This window comes from Tabrizicola sp., from assembly GCF_031377265.1.
Classification (GTDB): Bacteria; Pseudomonadota; Alphaproteobacteria; order Rhodobacterales; family Rhodobacteraceae; genus JAUYQR01.
Genome location: NZ_JANMET010000012.1, coordinates 1 through 15,565, shown reverse-complemented (window position 1 = coordinate 15,565; position 15,565 = coordinate 1). Strand labels below are relative to the sequence as shown.

Sequence of the window (15,565 nt, the reverse complement as noted above, 5' to 3'; positions counted from 1 at the left end):
AGCCCGCCGAAATGCAGCGTCAGGTCGCGGGTCTCGATCAGGGCAGCCATCGGACCCACCTGTCACGGATCGTGCCCAGAATGCCCTTCGGCGCGAATAGAACCAGCACCACCAGCGCCGCGCCGACGACAAATAGATAGGCCGAGGTCAGGCCCGACGCGACATCGACCATGTAAAACATAAGCGCGGCCCCAAGGAACGGGCCGATCACCGTGCCCGCCCCCCCGAGCAGCACATAAAGCAAAGGCAGGATCGAATACTGGATCGTGGCAAAACTTGCCCCGACATAGCCGAACAGCACCGCATAGGCACCCCCCGCAGCACCGGCGAACAGCCCCGAGATCACCAGGGCGACCAACTTGACCACAAAGGGGTTGTAGCCAAGCATCCGGGCGCGTTCCTCATTCTCGCGCATCGCCACCATCGTGCGGCCAAAAGGCGAGCGGACAAGCCAAAGGCTGACGACCAGCGCCAGCGTAAACAGCAACAGCGCCAGCGCGTACCGGATGCCGTCAATCGTAACATCAAGGCCCGCAAAGGCGCGGCTTGCGCTGTCGATCACAAAGCCTTCGTCGCCGCCGGTCACCGGCGCAAAGTATAGGATCGCCAGATAGCCGGCCTGCGCGAACATCAGCGTTACGATCATGAAACTGACGCCCGCCGTCCGCAGGGCCAGCAGGCCCACGGCTGCGGCCACGACACCGCCCGCCACAACACCGATGATCAGCGCGGGCGCAGCGGTCCAGCCAAGTAGCTGGGCTGCAAGCCCTGCGCCGTACATTCCCGCCGCGAAAAACAATGCATGGCCAAGGCTTAACAACCCGGTATAGCCGAAGGCAAGATTGTAGCCGATGGCAAACACCGCCAGCACCATGATGCGCGCCAGGTTCGTCACATGGTAAGGCGGCAGCAGGAATTGCGCCGCAAACAGCACGGCGATCAACCCAAGGTGCAGCGCCCAGACCTTCATGCCCTGGCCCCGAACAGACCTTGGGGGCGGAAGATCAACACCATGGCCACAAGCAGCGTCGCGATGATCTTGGCAAGCGTCGGAGAGAAGGCCATCGAGATCACGCCATCCGAAAGCCCGATAATCAGCGCGGCCACCAGCGTGCCGCGCAACGACCCGAGACCACCAATGATAACCACGATGAACGACAACAGCAGCGGGTCCCCTCCCATCAGATAATGGGCTTGGCTGATCGGCGCGACCAGTACCCCCGCCAGTGCCGCAAGTCCTGCGCCCAGTGCGAAGGTTCCCATGTAGACGCGGTCGACGTTGATGCCGAAGGTGCGGGCGGTGGCGCGATCCACCTGCGTTGCCCGCATGATGAGGCCGGCACGGGTGCGTGTCATGAACGCCCACAGCGCAACCAAAACAAGGCCTGCGGCCAGCACCACGAAAAGCTTGTAGCCAGAATAGCCAAACCAGGGCAGCTGGATGCGCCATTCGAAAGGCGCGGCTACCGGGTTGGCATTTGGGCCATAAAGGCTAAGGGTGGCCTGCTGGATCATGTAGAGCAGGCCGATGGTGGCAACGATTGTGGCTTCTGGATCGTAATTCAACCGCTTCAGGATCAAGCCGTCTGCAGCAGCGGCCAGCGCCGCCACGAACAAGGGCGCAATGACCAATGCGGCGATAAAGGCAAGCATCGCCGGGCCGGGTATGATGGTGGTGACCAGCCATGCCAGCACCGCACCCAGCATGAAGAACTCCCCATGCGCCACGTTGACCACCCGCATCACCCCAAAGACCAGGCTGAGGCCCGCCGCGGTAAGCGCGAGCACGGCGGCAGTCACCATGCCCTCCATCAGGGCGAGGAGAAGGAAAGGTCCGAACGACAAGGAAAATCCTTAGGCAAGGGGTGTAGGGTGCGTGCCACGCATGCGCCCTGGCAAAGTGGCAGGGGCGCGCGCACCGCACGCACCCCTCCCGATCAGAAGGCCATCGTGGTGTAGTCCACCGCATCGTCATAGGCACCATCGGCCATCGTGGTCTGATGCACCCGGATCAGCTTGCCGCCTTGCACCTGGCTGATGTTCTGGGTGCCGAACACCTGATGGGTCTTGCCATTGAACATCTTGGTGCCCTGCGGACGTTCGATGCCGTAAGGCAGGTCGGTCATAGCCTCCATCGCCTCGACAAACTTCTGGCGGTCGGCGGGGCCGGTATAGGCCGAGGCCTCCATCCCGGCCTTGATCGCAAACAGCGTCTCCCAGGTGGAAAACATGTGGCTGTAGGTCGCCACGTCCGCCGCATCGCTGACCGATGCGCCATTGTCATCCACCCCGACCGCCGCGCGATAGGCTGCCTCGTGTTCGCCAGCGTCTGCCGGTTTCACCCGGTTGTGCGCCTCCCAGAAATGGGTGCCTTCAAGAAACTCGAGGCCGGGCGTGGCGGTGTCCACGGCTTCAAGGCTGTCGATAAAGCCGAAGATCTGCGGCTTGGCACCCGAGCCATAGAACTCGCCCAACTCCTTGACGAAGGTCAGAACGGCAGGGCCGACCATCACATGATACAGCACTTCGGTTTCCGCCGGGATTTGCGGGAAGTAGCGGGTGAACGACGTCTCCGTCGGCGGAATGGCGATCTGGGCGATCACCTCGCCACCCTGGGCGGCCATCGCGGCGGTGAAGAAATCGCGGTGGTCATGGCCGAAGGCGAAATCGGGGAAGATCATCGTGACCTTCTTGCCGAGGTTCGCCGCAACCCATGGCGCCATCGACGCGATCTGGCTGCGCACATCCGTGATCCCGGGCTGCAGGGTCCAGCGGTTCAGCATGCCGCTGGCAACGTGATAGCCTTCCGAGCAGACCAGATATGGCACTTTCAATTCAGCCGCGCGCGGCGCGGAACCGATGACGACATGGGAAAACAGCGTTCCCATCACCACATCGCAGCCCGCTTGCACGGTCAGTTTTTCAACAACTTCCGAGCCGCGCTTTGGGTCAGTCGCGTCATCCTCGAACATGATCTCGACGGGTCGGCCATTGATCCCGCCCCCCTCGTTGATGAGTTTCAGCGCGGCCTGCGCGGTCCGCTCGTACCAGCGCCCGTAAGACGCGCCAATGCCCGTGCGATGCAGTTGGAACCCGATTTTCAGCGGTGCTGCTTGTGCACCGACATAGCCGGGCATTGCCGAAACCAGCAGTCCCGCCGCCCCGGCCTTGAGAACAGCGCGGCGCGAAGGCAGGGTAACATTCGTTTGTCTCGTCATCGTCTCTCTCCACTGTTGCAGGGCCTTTCTGGCGAAGGCCGCTGTGGTTAAGGGTGTGTCCAGACACCCGACAAGTCCAGGGTTTTCACCCGGTTCTGGCAGTAGACAACAGCCAAAGCCCCAGCACCGTATACCCCACCATCAGCGCGGTCAGCGGCAAATGTGCCAACGCCCGCGCACCGCTTCCCACCAACTTCAGCGCCAGCACGACAGCCAGCAGATGCGCACCCAGAATCGCCGCAAACTGTGCGCCATAGATCAACGGCATCGTCACCGGGTCAGTCAAAAACCCGAACGAGACGTAGAATGGCGGCAGGCCCAGCCAGTCATCCCCCCGAAACAGCGGGTCGTTCAAGGCCGATAGCGTGTATTGCCCGGCGGTCAGCAGCATCACCAGGTAATGCGCCGCGTGATAGCCAGCTGCGATTGCCAGAAATGAGAGCATCACCGGGCCGGCCGAAAAACCACTGCCCGCAATCCTGCGGCCCAGCCCCAGCACCCCAAGTATAAGGGCCAACGTCAGCACCCAGACCGCCAGGAAACCGACAGTGTTCTGTACCATCACCCCGGACCGGCCGGTCGGTTCCAGCGGATTTTCCCCGATCAGCGCCTGCCACCAGAAGGTTTCAACCAAACCGTCAAAGGTCAGCGCCGCCAAGGCCAGCGTCACGAACACAATGGCCGAGGCCGATAAAGCCGGCATCGCCAGAACCTGGGTTCCCGGCCATCCCGCCATCATCCGCGCGCGTCCGCCGCTGATCTGCAGCCACAGCGGTGCGACCTTGGCAATCATGCCGAACAAGACCGTCAGAAACTCCCCCTGCTCCAGCCAGTCTTCGCCTTCCAGAACAGCCAGGCCAAAAATCACCGTCCAGTAGGCCAGCGCGACCAGCGCAAGAACTTCCGGATCATCAGGCGACAGCGAGATCATCTGAAACCAGACAAAACCGGCATATCCAATGACTGCTGGCCAATGCCCGAAACGCCCAAGACCCATTGTGCCGGTTCGGCCCAAAAGCATACGCGCAATACGAACCAGCCCGGTCCATGGATTGATCGGTCGCCAGACGTTGCCCATCACCATTGACGCCAACGGCACTACGATCCAGACGCCGGTCCAGAACACCAGGGTCATCAGGTTGTGCATCGGATCGCGGCTGCCAAAAAGCCCGATCAGGATCAGGCCAAGAAACACCAGAAAACTGAGGTAGGAGGTCAGCACAACGGGCAGCAGCACACCGCGTTCCAGTACCATCACCGGGCGCATTTCAGGCAAGCGCCGCGCCATCGCGCCCAAAACCGCCGTCAAACCAACCGTCAGCCCGGCACCAACGATGTAATGTCCTGTTGGCAAAAGCAAAATCACCGACGGTGGCAGGGCGCAGGCAAACGCCGCACCGGGGATCAGGCAAAGCAGAAAGATGCCAAGCCTCGCGATCATCGCAATCCGTCCTCGCCCTTGATCTGGTGCACCTCAAGCCCGCCCATCCGCGAATGGACACGCGGCCCCCTGGCCATGGCCAGCACGAACACGATCTCGCCCGCGCGCGGCCCGTCAGGCACCGAAACGGTGATGGCATCAAAATGGCTGCGAACATAGGCCGCGTTGATATGGCCCAGCGGCACGTCAAGCGTCGCACCGATCCCGCCAGCCTTCATCGCCGATGGCACGATCGCGCGGCTTTCGCCCAACTGTTCGCGCATCGAATAGCCGCCCGGCACATGCCACAGCGCGCCGTGCTCCACCTCGCCAGCCTCGCCCACGATGGCGCCTTTGCCGTAGCTGTCGATCCCCGCCCGGCCACCAAGCGCCTGGATCAACCGCTCAGTTAGCAACATGCCAAGCGGCTTCAGATCGTCCATCGCGCTTTGCAACTCTGGATGATGGCTTCCAGCGAACGGGTTACCGACTACTGCCAGCACCGCGCCGCGCAGACGCGGTTGGGCGGGCGGAGTGCCGCCATCATGCTGAATCTGTTCTATCTGCAGCACTATCTTGCGGATTGGAAAGTCAAACACGGACCGGCTCCTTCAGGCTGTAGGGCAAAGGTATCGCGCCAGAGACGCGCGCCTCGGATTGCAGGAACAGAGCCGCCGCGACAATCAACCCACGGGCGCGCAATGCTTCGGCAAAGACAAGTCCAGCATCCAATGCCACGGCAATCTCGCATGTCGAAAGGCGGGGCACTGCGGTGGTCACCAGTCGGTCTGCCAAATCGCTGTCGGCCTGCAGTGCGCGGGCAGGCTGCCTGACGATGCCGGGGTGATCGGGCAGGTTTACCGCATTCGCAATCATCGTTGCGGCGGCATCGGCCATCGCGGCACTGGTCGCCAGCACGGTGACCGCGTCGGCAATTCCGAAAGACCAGCTTCGGCCGCGCCACCCGGATGTCGCAATGCCGCGTATCGGATCGCTGAACCCGATTGTCACCGGCAGGCCCCCAGGTGCGGCAATCGCGCAGGTCAGACTGTGGGCTTTGGCAAGATGCAAGGCAATGTCGCCGCCGTTGTTTACATAGGCGCGGGCGATCTCAGGTCCGGCAATCTCTGCCAGCACCGTTTCGGCAACCGCCCCGGCAACCGCCGCCATCGGCGTGATGAACGCTGGCCGGAACGGCGCCACCGCACGCGCCATCCGGGCACCAATTGCACCACTGGGCCGTCCGTCTTCGGCGCGCAGGATCGGCAATTCGCTGACCAGCTCGGTCAAAACGGTTTCAAATCGGCGGCTGGCGCGGGCATAGGCGGCGTGTACAGCTTTATCCACGCCCCACGCCTCGCAGATCAGGTCAATCGGCCCGTGCTGCAAATGCAGCCTGCCATCCGGCAGCCTCATGGCCAGCGCCCCGTTCATCCCGCTTGCCCTTTTGCCAAATACTCATACCCGAAGCCAAGCGGCCCTGGCCGCGCGGGCGACCACAAAAGCTTGCGGCAAAGCCGCTCCATTTTGCAAGCGTGAGGCGAGGGTGCGGCCTTCATGAACCATCGCTCCGCCATGGCTCCAGCCGCGCGGCGGTGGGATATTCACCGCCTCTTGCCATCATCTCCTCCAACGAGGTGATCGACGCGGCATGTCCACCCATTGCCAGATAGTCCGCGCGGGTCAGCGTAAACTCCAATGGTGCCACCAAGGCCGGTGTCGGCACATAGCTAAAGGCCCCCGCAGGCAGGCGCATGACATCCACCATGAAGGTAATGCCGCCCCCGGGCCAGACAAAGCATTCCGCCCCACCCGAGGTCAGCCGTGTCGCCCCCGCCTGCACTGATTGCGTCAGGCGCATGGGGTTCCGGGTGACACCGGCCCGCAAAGACCCACCTGCCCCGCCGATGAACAATACTGTGCACAGCGATGGCTCGCAGCTTTCGTCGATCACCCGAACTGTCGCTTCAAGCGCCTTGGGCAATGGCCGCGGCCGGGGCACGAGGTCGGCGTCCAGCACATAATAGCCAAAGTCCTCGCCGGTGGTTGATACCATCAACAGCGTAAGGCCGGAACGCGCGCCCTTTTTCGGGTTCCATTCGCCCAGAATGGCCAGCGGATCGGTAAGCCTGGTTCCACCCCACCCCAAACCGGGTTCTGAGACCTTGAAGTAGCGCCCGGGGGTAGATCGATGGCCCTTGATCCTGATCCCGGTCGGCGTCCAGCCCAGCACCTTGCCCGCCTGATGTTCCGACACGACGCCGGTGATATGATCGTCGACCACCACCACCTCATCCACCGCGCCGTGCCATTGGCTGGCAAACATGCCAATTGTCGCCGACCCGCAGCCGACCCGCATTCGTTGCTGGCGCTGCCCGTCGACCACCGGGGCGTGCCCGGCCTGCACCGTGACGGTTGATCCGCCGTCGATCTGCACCGTCACCGGCGCGCCGTTGCACAGCGCCAGAATCGCGGCACAGGTCACCCGCCCTTCGGCTTTCGTCCCCCCCGTCAGATGATGCACACCGCCCAGCGACAGCATCTGGCTGCCGTATTCGGCCGTGGTGACATGCCCCACCGCTTCGCCATCTACCCGCACCGTGGCCCCTTCTGGCCCGAGGAAACGGTCTGTATCAATCTTCACCTTGACGCCGCAGTACGAAAAGATCGCTTCCGTCACGACCGTGACCATGTCGGTGCCTTCAACCTGCGACGACACGATAAAAGGCGCGGGCTTGTAATCGGGATAGGTCGTGCCAGAGCCTATTCCGGTCACAAAGGTATCGGCCGGCATTGGATCGCCGTCCCAGACCCGCGCCGCGAACGGCACGACGCGCTGCCCGGCCGTCAGCGCGTGACTTAGCATCACCACCGGATCAGTCCGCACGATGCGACCGTCCGCATTGGCATACCGGTCACAGGCCCCGGTTTGTCCGGGGGCGATATAGCACATCACCGGACAGGCATCGCATCGGATCTTTTCAGGCGCTTCCGTCACCGCAGCACCCACCTTTCCTGCGTGGCGCAGCGGGGGTTTTCCACCCCCGCACCCCCGGAGGATATTTCTGAAGGGGAAATCCCAAGCGTGATCATTCCCCTGCCTCCAGCGCCGCGAGTACCCGGTGCGGCAGGGCGGGAACGCGGGTCAATTCGGCCCCGGTGGCATGGCGGATTGCGTTCAGGATGGCGGGCGCGGTGGGGATCAGCACATGTTCACCCAAGCCTTTGGCCCCGAACGGACCTTCGGGATCAGGAACTTCGATCAGCAGGCTTTCGATATGCGGCACGTCCCCGAAAGTGGGGATCAGGTAGTCATGCAGGTTCTCGGTGCGCGACGCGATGTATTCCTCCATCAGGGCGAGGCCGATACCTTGGGCAATACCGCCTTCGATCTGGCCTTCGGCAAGCGTCGGATTGATCGCGCGCCCGACGTCATGCGCGGCGGTAATCTTTAACAGGCGTACGCGTCCCAGCCGGACATCGACCTCCAGTTCCACCATCTGCGCGCCGTAGCCGTAAAGTGCATAGGGCCGTCCCTGCCCGTCCGCGTCCAGCGCAGAGGTGGGCGGATCATAACTTTCCTCGGCGGACAGGACGTAGCCGTGCACATTAAGCGGCTGGGCGGCAAGGTCGATCTGGCGCCGAGTGGCACCGTCGCGCACGATCAGCAGCCGGCCATCGAGTAAGAGGCTTGCCCCCTGCCCGGCATTGGCCAGCCGCAGAATTGACTTGCGCAAGGCCTGACCCGCCGCAACTGTCGCGCGCCCGGTGACAAAGGTCTGCCGGCTGGCCGACGTCTTGCCAGCGTCGGGCGTAAGCGCTGTGTCCGGGCCAATCAGTCGGAACGCGGTGATCGGCAGCCCCAGCGCATCCGCCGCGATCTGGGCAATCACGGTGTTGGAGCCTTGGCCAATGTCGGTAGCACCCTGATGCAGCACAACTTCGCCCGCCCCGGACAGCCCGATGCGGATGGTCGAGGGGTTCGGCAAGGCAGTGTTGCCGCAACCGTACCAGCACGATGCGACCCCGACACCGCGATGCAGATGACCCGCGCTTTTGGCATCTGACAGGGCGCGCATCCAATACGGGCGCAGCGCCTGAAGACACTGGCTGATCCCGACAGCTTGCAGAATCTGACCCGTTGCAGACGGATCGCCATCGCGCAGCGCGTTCAGGATACGAAACTCCAGCCGGTCGATCCTGGCCTTGTCGGCAAGCCGGTCAAACAGGGTTTCCTGCCAAAGCGCGCCTTGCGGCACGCCAAAGCCACGGAATGCGCCGGAAACCGGCCCATGGGTGTGGATTGCCCGAGCTTTGGCATGGACATGCGGGGTCAGATACGGACCCGTCACATGCACCGGCACACGGTTGGCAACGGTCGGCCCCCAGCTTGAATAAGCGCCCGTGTTGAACCGGCCTTCGAACTCCACTGCGGTGATCCGGCCATTCGCATCACACCCGATGCGCCCAGCCATCTCTGCCGGGTGCCGTTTGGTGGTAGAAGTCATGCTTTCCTGCCGCGAATAGACCATCTGGCAGGGTCGCCCGGTCTTGAGCGCAACCAACCCGATCAACGGTTGCAAGCTGATGTCGAGCTTGGAGCCGAACCCACCACCCACCGCCGAAGGAATGATCCGGACATGCGATTGCGGCAGCCCGAGGATCGCCGCCGTATCCTCGCGGTCCATCCCAGGTGCCTGCGTACATGCGCGGATGATCAGCGTGTCGCCGTCCATCCAGGCAGCCCCGGCTTCCGGTTCGATATACGCATGTTCAACAAAACCGGTCTGCATTCGGCCCTCGACCACATGCGCCGAGGCAGCCAGCGCCTTCGCCGCATCGCCCTTGCGCACGCGTCCTTCGACCAGCCGATTGCCGGGGCGATTGGGGTGGATCAGCGGCGCGCCGATGGCTTCGGCGGCCTCGGGCGTCTCGATGGCGGGCAAGGCTGACCACGTGATCGGAAACGCGGTGGTGTCGGCGTCGCTGTCCGGCGCAAAGGCCACCAATGCCACACACTCGCCCCGAAACCGCGCAGGAGTGGTGGCAATGGCGGGCTGGTCGGCAAAGGCGGGAATCACGGAAAAGGCGTTGCGGCCCGGAATGTCAGCCGCCGTGAACACCGCGACCACGCCGGGCAGTCGCGCAAACTGCGCCAGATCCCCAATGCTGAAATCGGCGTGCGGATGCGGCGAGCGTATGGCCTTGACGATCAGCGCCCCGGCGGGCGCCGCATCGGCACCAAAGCTGTCGCCCGCAACCTTTGCCGCCCCATCAAGCCGGATCTGGCGCTGCCCCACTGCTGCACCCGTTTCCACAGGCACTTTACCCCGCCCCGGTGCCGCATCGCAGACCGCCGCGATGATCTTGCGATAGCCTGTGCAGCGGCACAGCACCCCACCAAGCGCCGTTTCCACCTGCTGCGGCGACGGCTCCGGCACGCGGGCCAGCAAGTCGACCGCCATCATCAGCATTCCGGGCGTGCAGATACCGCACTGCGCCGCTCCATGTCGCAAAAAGGCGTCGCGCAGGCGTGTCAATGTAGGCGACGTTCCTTCAACAGTCTCGACCTGCCGCCCGTCAACCCGAACGGCCGGTGTCAGACAGGCGCAGGCCGAAGCCCCATCAATCAGCACCGTGCAGGCACCGCAATCGCCTGCATCGCATCCCACTTTCGTACCCTTGGCCCCCAGCCGGTCGCGCAAGACCTCGCTCAATCGTTCGGTGGCGGGGGCGTCGGTGGTCACCAGCCGACCATTGAGAGTGAAGCTGATCATCGGGCAGCCTCGGCGACGGCGCGGGTGACAAGTTCGACAGCCGCCTTGATCCGGTAGGTGGCCGTGGCGCGCACGTCGTCGATGGGCGACAGGGCGGCGGCAACATCCTCGGGGCAGATCAGACCGACAACTTGGTCCAAACGCGCACCCTTCACAGCTTGTTCCACTGCCGCCAGACGCACTGCCACGCCGGAACACGAACCGACCGCGATCGCAATGTCACCGATCCTGCCGCCATCCAGCCTGACCCGTGCTGCAACCATCGCTATTGAGATCACCAGATGCGTCCGCGCGCCTAGTTTTTCGAACGCGGACCGCCCGCCAAGGCTCGTCTCGGGGATCGTCACTGCGGTCAGAACCTCACCCGGCGCGAGGGCGGTTTTTCGTGGCCCGCTAATGAACTTTGACAGCGGCAGGTGCCGGGTGCCGAGGCTGGACACAAGCTCCACTTGCGCGTCAACCACCAGCAATGGCGGAACCCCATCCGCAGCGGGCGACGCGTTGCACAGGTTGCCGCCAATGGTGCCGGCGTTCTGGATCTGCCGCCCGCCAACCTGCCGTGCCGCCTGTTGCAAGGCGTGCAGCGCCGGGGGAAGTGCGGCTTCGGCTATGTCAGTCCATGTCGTGGCAGCGCCGATCCGCAGACCGTTTGCCGCGCGAAACCCTCTGAGTTCGTCAACCCCGGTCAGGTCGAGCACTGGCCCGGTCAGCTTTCGCCCCGCAGTTGGATAAAGATCAGTACCCCCCGCAAGCAGCCGCTGGGCCCCCTGCGCCAGATGCGCGATGACCTCGCTCAGGGTCTGGGGTCGAACGTAATCACGCACGGACACACCTGAAATCGTTTGTATGAAAACAAGACTGCTGGCCAAGCCGCTTGATGTCAACTGCCTTGCGCGATTGGCACATGAGGGGTATCCGATGACAGTGATGGACAAACCCAACGGCTACCGGCTCGATGACCAGATCGGCTACGTGCTGCGGCGCGTGACGCAACGGCATTTGTCGATTTTTTCCGAAGCGATCCCAGAAGTTACGACCACCCAGTTTGCGGTCCTGGCGCGTTTGGCTGAGGTCGGCCCGCTGTCGCAAAACCATCTCGGCCGCGCCACCGCGATGGACGCGGCAACCATCAAGGGCGTGGTTGACCGGCTGGCCAAGCTGAACCTCGTGGCCACTGCGGCAGATCCCGATGACCGCCGCCGCCTGACAGTGACATTGACCGATGTCGGCCATGTGCTGTTCACCCAGCGCACCGACATCGCCCTTGCGGTCAGTGACACAACCTTGGCCCCCCTATCGGCAGACGAGCGCGCTGAATTGCTGCGGCTTCTCGCACTCTTGACCTGACGGTTTGAACAGACACCACAGCGTCGCATTCCGGCATCCATTGTGGCCAAGCCGACCCTAAGCTTGGGCGAATACGCAAAGGACAGGCTCCGATGTCGACCGATCCCCTGCTACAACCGTATCAGCTGAAACACCTGACCCTGCGCAATCGGATCATGACGACCAGCCATGAACCGGCCTATCCCGAAGACGGGATGCCGAAAGATCGCTATCGGCTGTACCATCTGGAACGCGCCAAGGCGGGTGTTGCGCTGACGATGACCGCAGGGTCGGCGGCAGTGTCCAAGGACAGCCCGCCCGTGTTCAACAACATCCTCGCCTACAAGGACGAGGTGGTGCCGTGGATGAAGCGCCTGGCCGACGACTGCCACGAGGCCGGCGCCGCAGTGATGATCCAGTTGACCCATCTTGGTCGCCGCACCCGCTGGGACAAGGGCGACTGGCTGCCGGTTGTCGCCGCAGGTCCGGCCCGCGAACCCTCGCACCGGGCCTTTCCCAAGGTGATCGAAGACTGGGATATTGTCCGGATCATCGAAGACTACGCCGATGCCGCCGAACGGATGAAGGCCGCCGGCCTCGATGGGGTCGAGTTCGAGTGTTATGGCCACCTGATGGACCAATTCATGTCGCCCTTCACCAACGCCCTGCCCGCACCCTACGGCGGGTCGCTGGAAAACCGGGCGCGCTTTTCGCTCGAGGTGCTGGCCGCATGCCGCAAAAGGGTGGGGCCTGAGTTCCTTTTGGGCGTGCGCTACACCGCAGATGAGGTCGAACCCGGCGGCATCGACGCCGAGGAAGGCATCGCCATCGGCCACCTGTTTCGTGACAGCGGGTTGGTCGATTTCCTGAACATCATCAAGGGGCGCATTTACACCGACCCGGCGATGACCGACGTCATCCCCATTCAAGGCATGCCCTCGGCACCGCACCTTGATTTCGCCGGTCGTGTGCGGGCCGAAGTTGGCTTGCCCACCTTTCACGCCGCCCGCATTCCCGACGTGGCGACCGCGCGCTATGCGGTGGCCTCGGGCCAATTAGATATGGTCGGCATGACGCGGGCCCACATGGCTGACCCCCATATCGTGCGCAAGATCATCGAAGGACGCGAACAGGACATTCGTCCCTGCGTTGGCGCAACTTATTGTCTGGATCGCATCTATCAGGGCGGGATGGCATTGTGCATCCACAACCCCGCAACCGGGCGCGAAGAGGTGATGCCGCATACCATCGCGCGGGCAGCGGTTGCCAAGACGGTGGTGATCGTTGGTGCCGGTCCCGCAGGACTTGAGGCCGCGCGCGTCGCGGCAGAGCGCGGCCATCGGGTGATCGTGTTCGAGGCCGCCGCCCAACCCGGTGGCCAGATTCTGCTGACCGCCAAGACGCCGCGACGGCGCGAAATGATCGGAATCATCGACTGGCGAATGGCGCAATGCGCCGCCAGGGGCGTTCAGTTTCACTTCAACACATGGGCGGAAGCACTTGATATAACGTCTCTAAATCCGGATGTGGTCGTAATCGCGACAGGTGGTCGGCCAACGACCGCTATCCTTGAGGCGGGCAATGATCTGGTTGTGTCCGCCTGGGACATCTTATCTGGCGACGTAAAGCCCGGTGCCAATGTCCTGCTTTATGATGACGCGGGCGACCACACCGCATTGCAGGCCGCGCAATTGTTGGCCGAAAGCGGCGCGCGGGTTGAAGTGATGACCCCGGACCGCACCTTCGCGCCAGATGTGATGGCGATGAACCTGGTGCCCTACATGCGCGCGCTGCAGGACAAGGACGTGACCTTTACGGTGACCTATCGGCTTCGGTCGGTAGAGCGCGCAGGCAACCAGCTGCGCGCGACGATCGGGTCGGATTACATGAAGCTGGCCAAACAAGCGGTCTATGATCAGGTCGTGGTCAACCACGGCACCCAGCCACTTGCGGAAATCTACTTTGATCTCAAACCCTTGTCTGCCAATCTTGGCGCCGTAGACTATGATGCGCTGATCGAAGGGCGGCCACAGCCAAGCGGCGACGGCCCTCCCGGCTTTGCGCTTTATCGGATCGGTGATGCAGTAGAGGCGCGCAACACCCACGCCGCGATTTATGATGCCTTGAGGGTGATGAAAGATGTCTGATCCTGCAATCAGCCCTTTGCGTCTGGCGGTCTGGCAAGGCCAGTCCCCCGCTGGCGACGCCGCCGCCGGAATTGCCAGTCTACGCTCCGCTCTCATGGCTGCCGCAGCGATGCAGGCTGAGATGCTTGTTGCACCCGAAGTCTGGCTGCCTGGCTACAACCAGCCCGATATCTCCGATCAGGCGCAGGGGGCCACTGGCCCATGGATAGCCGAGCTTGCCACGCTGTGCCGTGAGGCAGGCTGCGGATTGACGCTTGGCTTTGCCGAACGTGACGGGCCCACGGTCTACAACGCCGCCATCGCCCTTGGGAAATCCGGTGAACCGCTTGCGCTCTACCGCAAGATCCAGCTTTACGGTGGACGCGAGAAGTCGATTTACGCTGCGGGTTCAGCCTATCGGATCTTCCAGCTTGGGCCTCACAAGGCAGCTTTGCTGATCTGCTATGATATTGAATTTGCGCCCCATGTCGCAGCACTTGCGGCCCTGGGCGTGACCGTGATCCTGGTGCCGACCGCGAACATGCTGCCCTTCACCCATGTCGTCCGCCACACCGTGCCGGCGATGGCCGCGAACTACGGCGTAACCATTGCCTATGCCAACTACTGCGGCGTGGAAGGTGATCTGAGCTATGTCGGCGGCACCCTCATTGCCGGACCACATGGCGAGGTTCTGGCGCAAGCGGGCGATCACGCTGCCTTGCTGATTGCTGATGTCCCGGCCCGCGACCCCGCAAGGCTTTCTACCCAAGATGCCGATCTCAAGATTTTGTAGCGGCATCAAAGGTTGAATCCCCCCGATATTGGTTTATCTGCGACGCTTGTAATCACAGGACAGCGAATGCCGGACGGATTGACAGGCTCAGGGACCACGCCCTCTCTCGCCGGGACCGAGGCGCGCGCCCTGCGAGAGGCATTTGGCGCCTGGGCGACCGGGGTAACGATCGTCACAGTGCAAGGGCCTGAGGGGCCGATGGGCTTTACCGCCAACAGCTTTTCTTCGGTGTCGCTGGACCCACCGCTGGTGCTTTGGTCCCCTGCCCGATCATCTTCCCGTTTTGCCGCATTTTCCGGGGCTGAAGCTTTTGCAATCCACGTCTTGCGGCAGGATCAGGGGGATTGGCTGTATAGGTTTGCGCGGGGTGGGTCTGGCTTTGACGGGCTGGATTGGACCGCGACGCCCGAGGGGCTTCCGGCGCTCACTGGTGCTCTGGCACGGTTCGATTGTGCCCGGCATGCTGCTTATGATGGCGGGGATCACGAGATTATTCTGGGCCGTGTGCTGCGGGTGACAACGATGCCGGGGGAACCGCTGGTGTTCTCCAAGGGCCGCTACGGAACCTTTCAGGCCGGCTGAGACGATCAGCGTTTTTTGCGGCAGTAAAGTTCCAGGCGGTGATGGACGATTTCGTAGCCCATCTCGGCGGCGATCTCGCGTTGCAGCTGTTCGATCTTTTCAGAATAGAACTCGGTGATCCGGCCGGTATCCAGATCGACGATGTGGTCGTGGTGGGAGGTGTCGTTCACTTCAAAGCGGGCGCCGCCGGATTCAAAGGAATGGCGCTGCACCACGCCTTCGCGTTCCAGCACCGAGAGGGTGCGGTAGACGGTGGCCAGCGACACGGTTTCGTCGATGCCCTTGGCGCGGCGGTGAAGTTCGGCGGCGTCGGGGTGATCCTG

The 15,565-nt window shown here is 63.1% G+C and carries 14 protein-coding genes; 4 read left to right on the top strand and 10 right to left on the bottom strand.

Features of this window, described 5'->3' with window-relative positions:
* Positions 1-37: 37 nt before the first annotated feature.
* The 9 genes from RMO18_RS00840 to RMO18_RS00800 form a co-directional block, all read right to left on the bottom strand.
* Positions 38-970 (bottom strand): branched-chain amino acid ABC transporter permease, encoded by a 933-nt coding sequence (locus RMO18_RS00840; protein WP_309663343.1) that lies wholly within the window; start codon positions 968-970, stop codon positions 38-40.
* Positions 967-1,845, bottom strand: a complete 879-nt coding sequence (locus tag RMO18_RS00835; RefSeq protein WP_309663342.1) for a branched-chain amino acid ABC transporter permease — start codon at positions 1,843-1,845, stop codon at positions 967-969. Before RMO18_RS00835 ends, RMO18_RS00840 begins: the two co-directional genes overlap by 4 nt.
* Before the next feature lie 92 nt (positions 1,846-1,937).
* The gene (locus tag RMO18_RS00830; protein ID WP_309663341.1) at positions 1,938-3,218 is read right to left on the bottom strand and encodes an ABC transporter substrate-binding protein; all 1,281 of its coding nucleotides are present in this window, start codon (positions 3,216-3,218) and stop codon (positions 1,938-1,940) included.
* Positions 3,219-3,303: 85 nt separating this feature from the next.
* Positions 3,304-4,659, bottom strand: coding sequence for a hypothetical protein (locus tag RMO18_RS00825; RefSeq protein WP_309663340.1), 1,356 nt, complete (start codon positions 4,657-4,659; stop codon positions 3,304-3,306).
* Positions 4,656-5,237: an amino acid synthesis family protein gene (locus RMO18_RS00820; RefSeq protein WP_309663339.1), complete on the bottom strand. Its 582-nt coding sequence runs from the start codon at positions 5,235-5,237 to the stop codon at positions 4,656-4,658. The genes RMO18_RS00825 and RMO18_RS00820 overlap by 4 nt, the downstream gene beginning before the upstream one ends.
* Positions 5,230-6,054, bottom strand: a complete 825-nt coding sequence (locus RMO18_RS00815) for a UPF0280 family protein (RefSeq protein ID WP_309663338.1) — start codon at positions 6,052-6,054, stop codon at positions 5,230-5,232. The genes RMO18_RS00820 and RMO18_RS00815 overlap by 8 nt, the downstream gene beginning before the upstream one ends.
* Before the next feature lie 139 nt (positions 6,055-6,193).
* Positions 6,194-7,591: a 6-hydroxynicotinate reductase gene (locus tag RMO18_RS00810; RefSeq protein WP_309663337.1), complete on the bottom strand. Its 1,398-nt coding sequence runs from the start codon at positions 7,589-7,591 to the stop codon at positions 6,194-6,196.
* 136 nt (positions 7,592-7,727) lie between these two features.
* Positions 7,728-10,415 carry a molybdopterin cofactor-binding domain-containing protein gene (locus RMO18_RS00805; protein WP_309663336.1) on the bottom strand — a complete coding sequence of 896 codons (2,688 nt, stop codon included), beginning with the start codon at positions 10,413-10,415 and terminating at the stop codon, positions 7,728-7,730.
* Positions 10,412-11,239, bottom strand: a complete 828-nt coding sequence (locus RMO18_RS00800; RefSeq protein WP_309663335.1) for a xanthine dehydrogenase family protein subunit M — start codon at positions 11,237-11,239, stop codon at positions 10,412-10,414. The genes RMO18_RS00805 and RMO18_RS00800 overlap by 4 nt, the downstream gene beginning before the upstream one ends.
* Positions 11,240-11,261: 22 nt before the next feature.
* On the opposite strand from RMO18_RS00800, the gene RMO18_RS00795 reads away from it, so the two are divergent.
* From RMO18_RS00795 to RMO18_RS00780, 4 genes are all read left to right on the top strand, one after another.
* Positions 11,262-11,762, top strand: coding sequence for a MarR family transcriptional regulator (locus tag RMO18_RS00795; RefSeq protein ID WP_309663334.1), 501 nt, complete (start codon positions 11,262-11,264; stop codon positions 11,760-11,762).
* 92 nt (positions 11,763-11,854) lie between these two features.
* Positions 11,855-13,888, top strand: coding sequence for an NADH:flavin oxidoreductase (locus tag RMO18_RS00790; RefSeq protein WP_309663333.1), 2,034 nt, complete (start codon positions 11,855-11,857; stop codon positions 13,886-13,888).
* Positions 13,881-14,660, top strand: coding sequence for a nitrilase-related carbon-nitrogen hydrolase (locus RMO18_RS00785; RefSeq protein ID WP_309663332.1), 780 nt, complete (start codon positions 13,881-13,883; stop codon positions 14,658-14,660). The genes RMO18_RS00790 and RMO18_RS00785 overlap by 8 nt, the downstream gene beginning before the upstream one ends.
* A gap of 66 nt (positions 14,661-14,726) precedes the next feature.
* Positions 14,727-15,242, top strand: coding sequence for a flavin reductase family protein (locus RMO18_RS00780; RefSeq protein WP_309663331.1), 516 nt, complete (start codon positions 14,727-14,729; stop codon positions 15,240-15,242).
* Positions 15,243-15,247: 5 nt separating this feature from the next.
* Here RMO18_RS00780 and RMO18_RS00775 read toward each other — a convergent pair.
* Positions 15,248-15,565: transcriptional repressor (locus RMO18_RS00775; RefSeq protein WP_309663330.1), on the bottom strand; the 318-nt coding region annotated here is incomplete at its 5' end.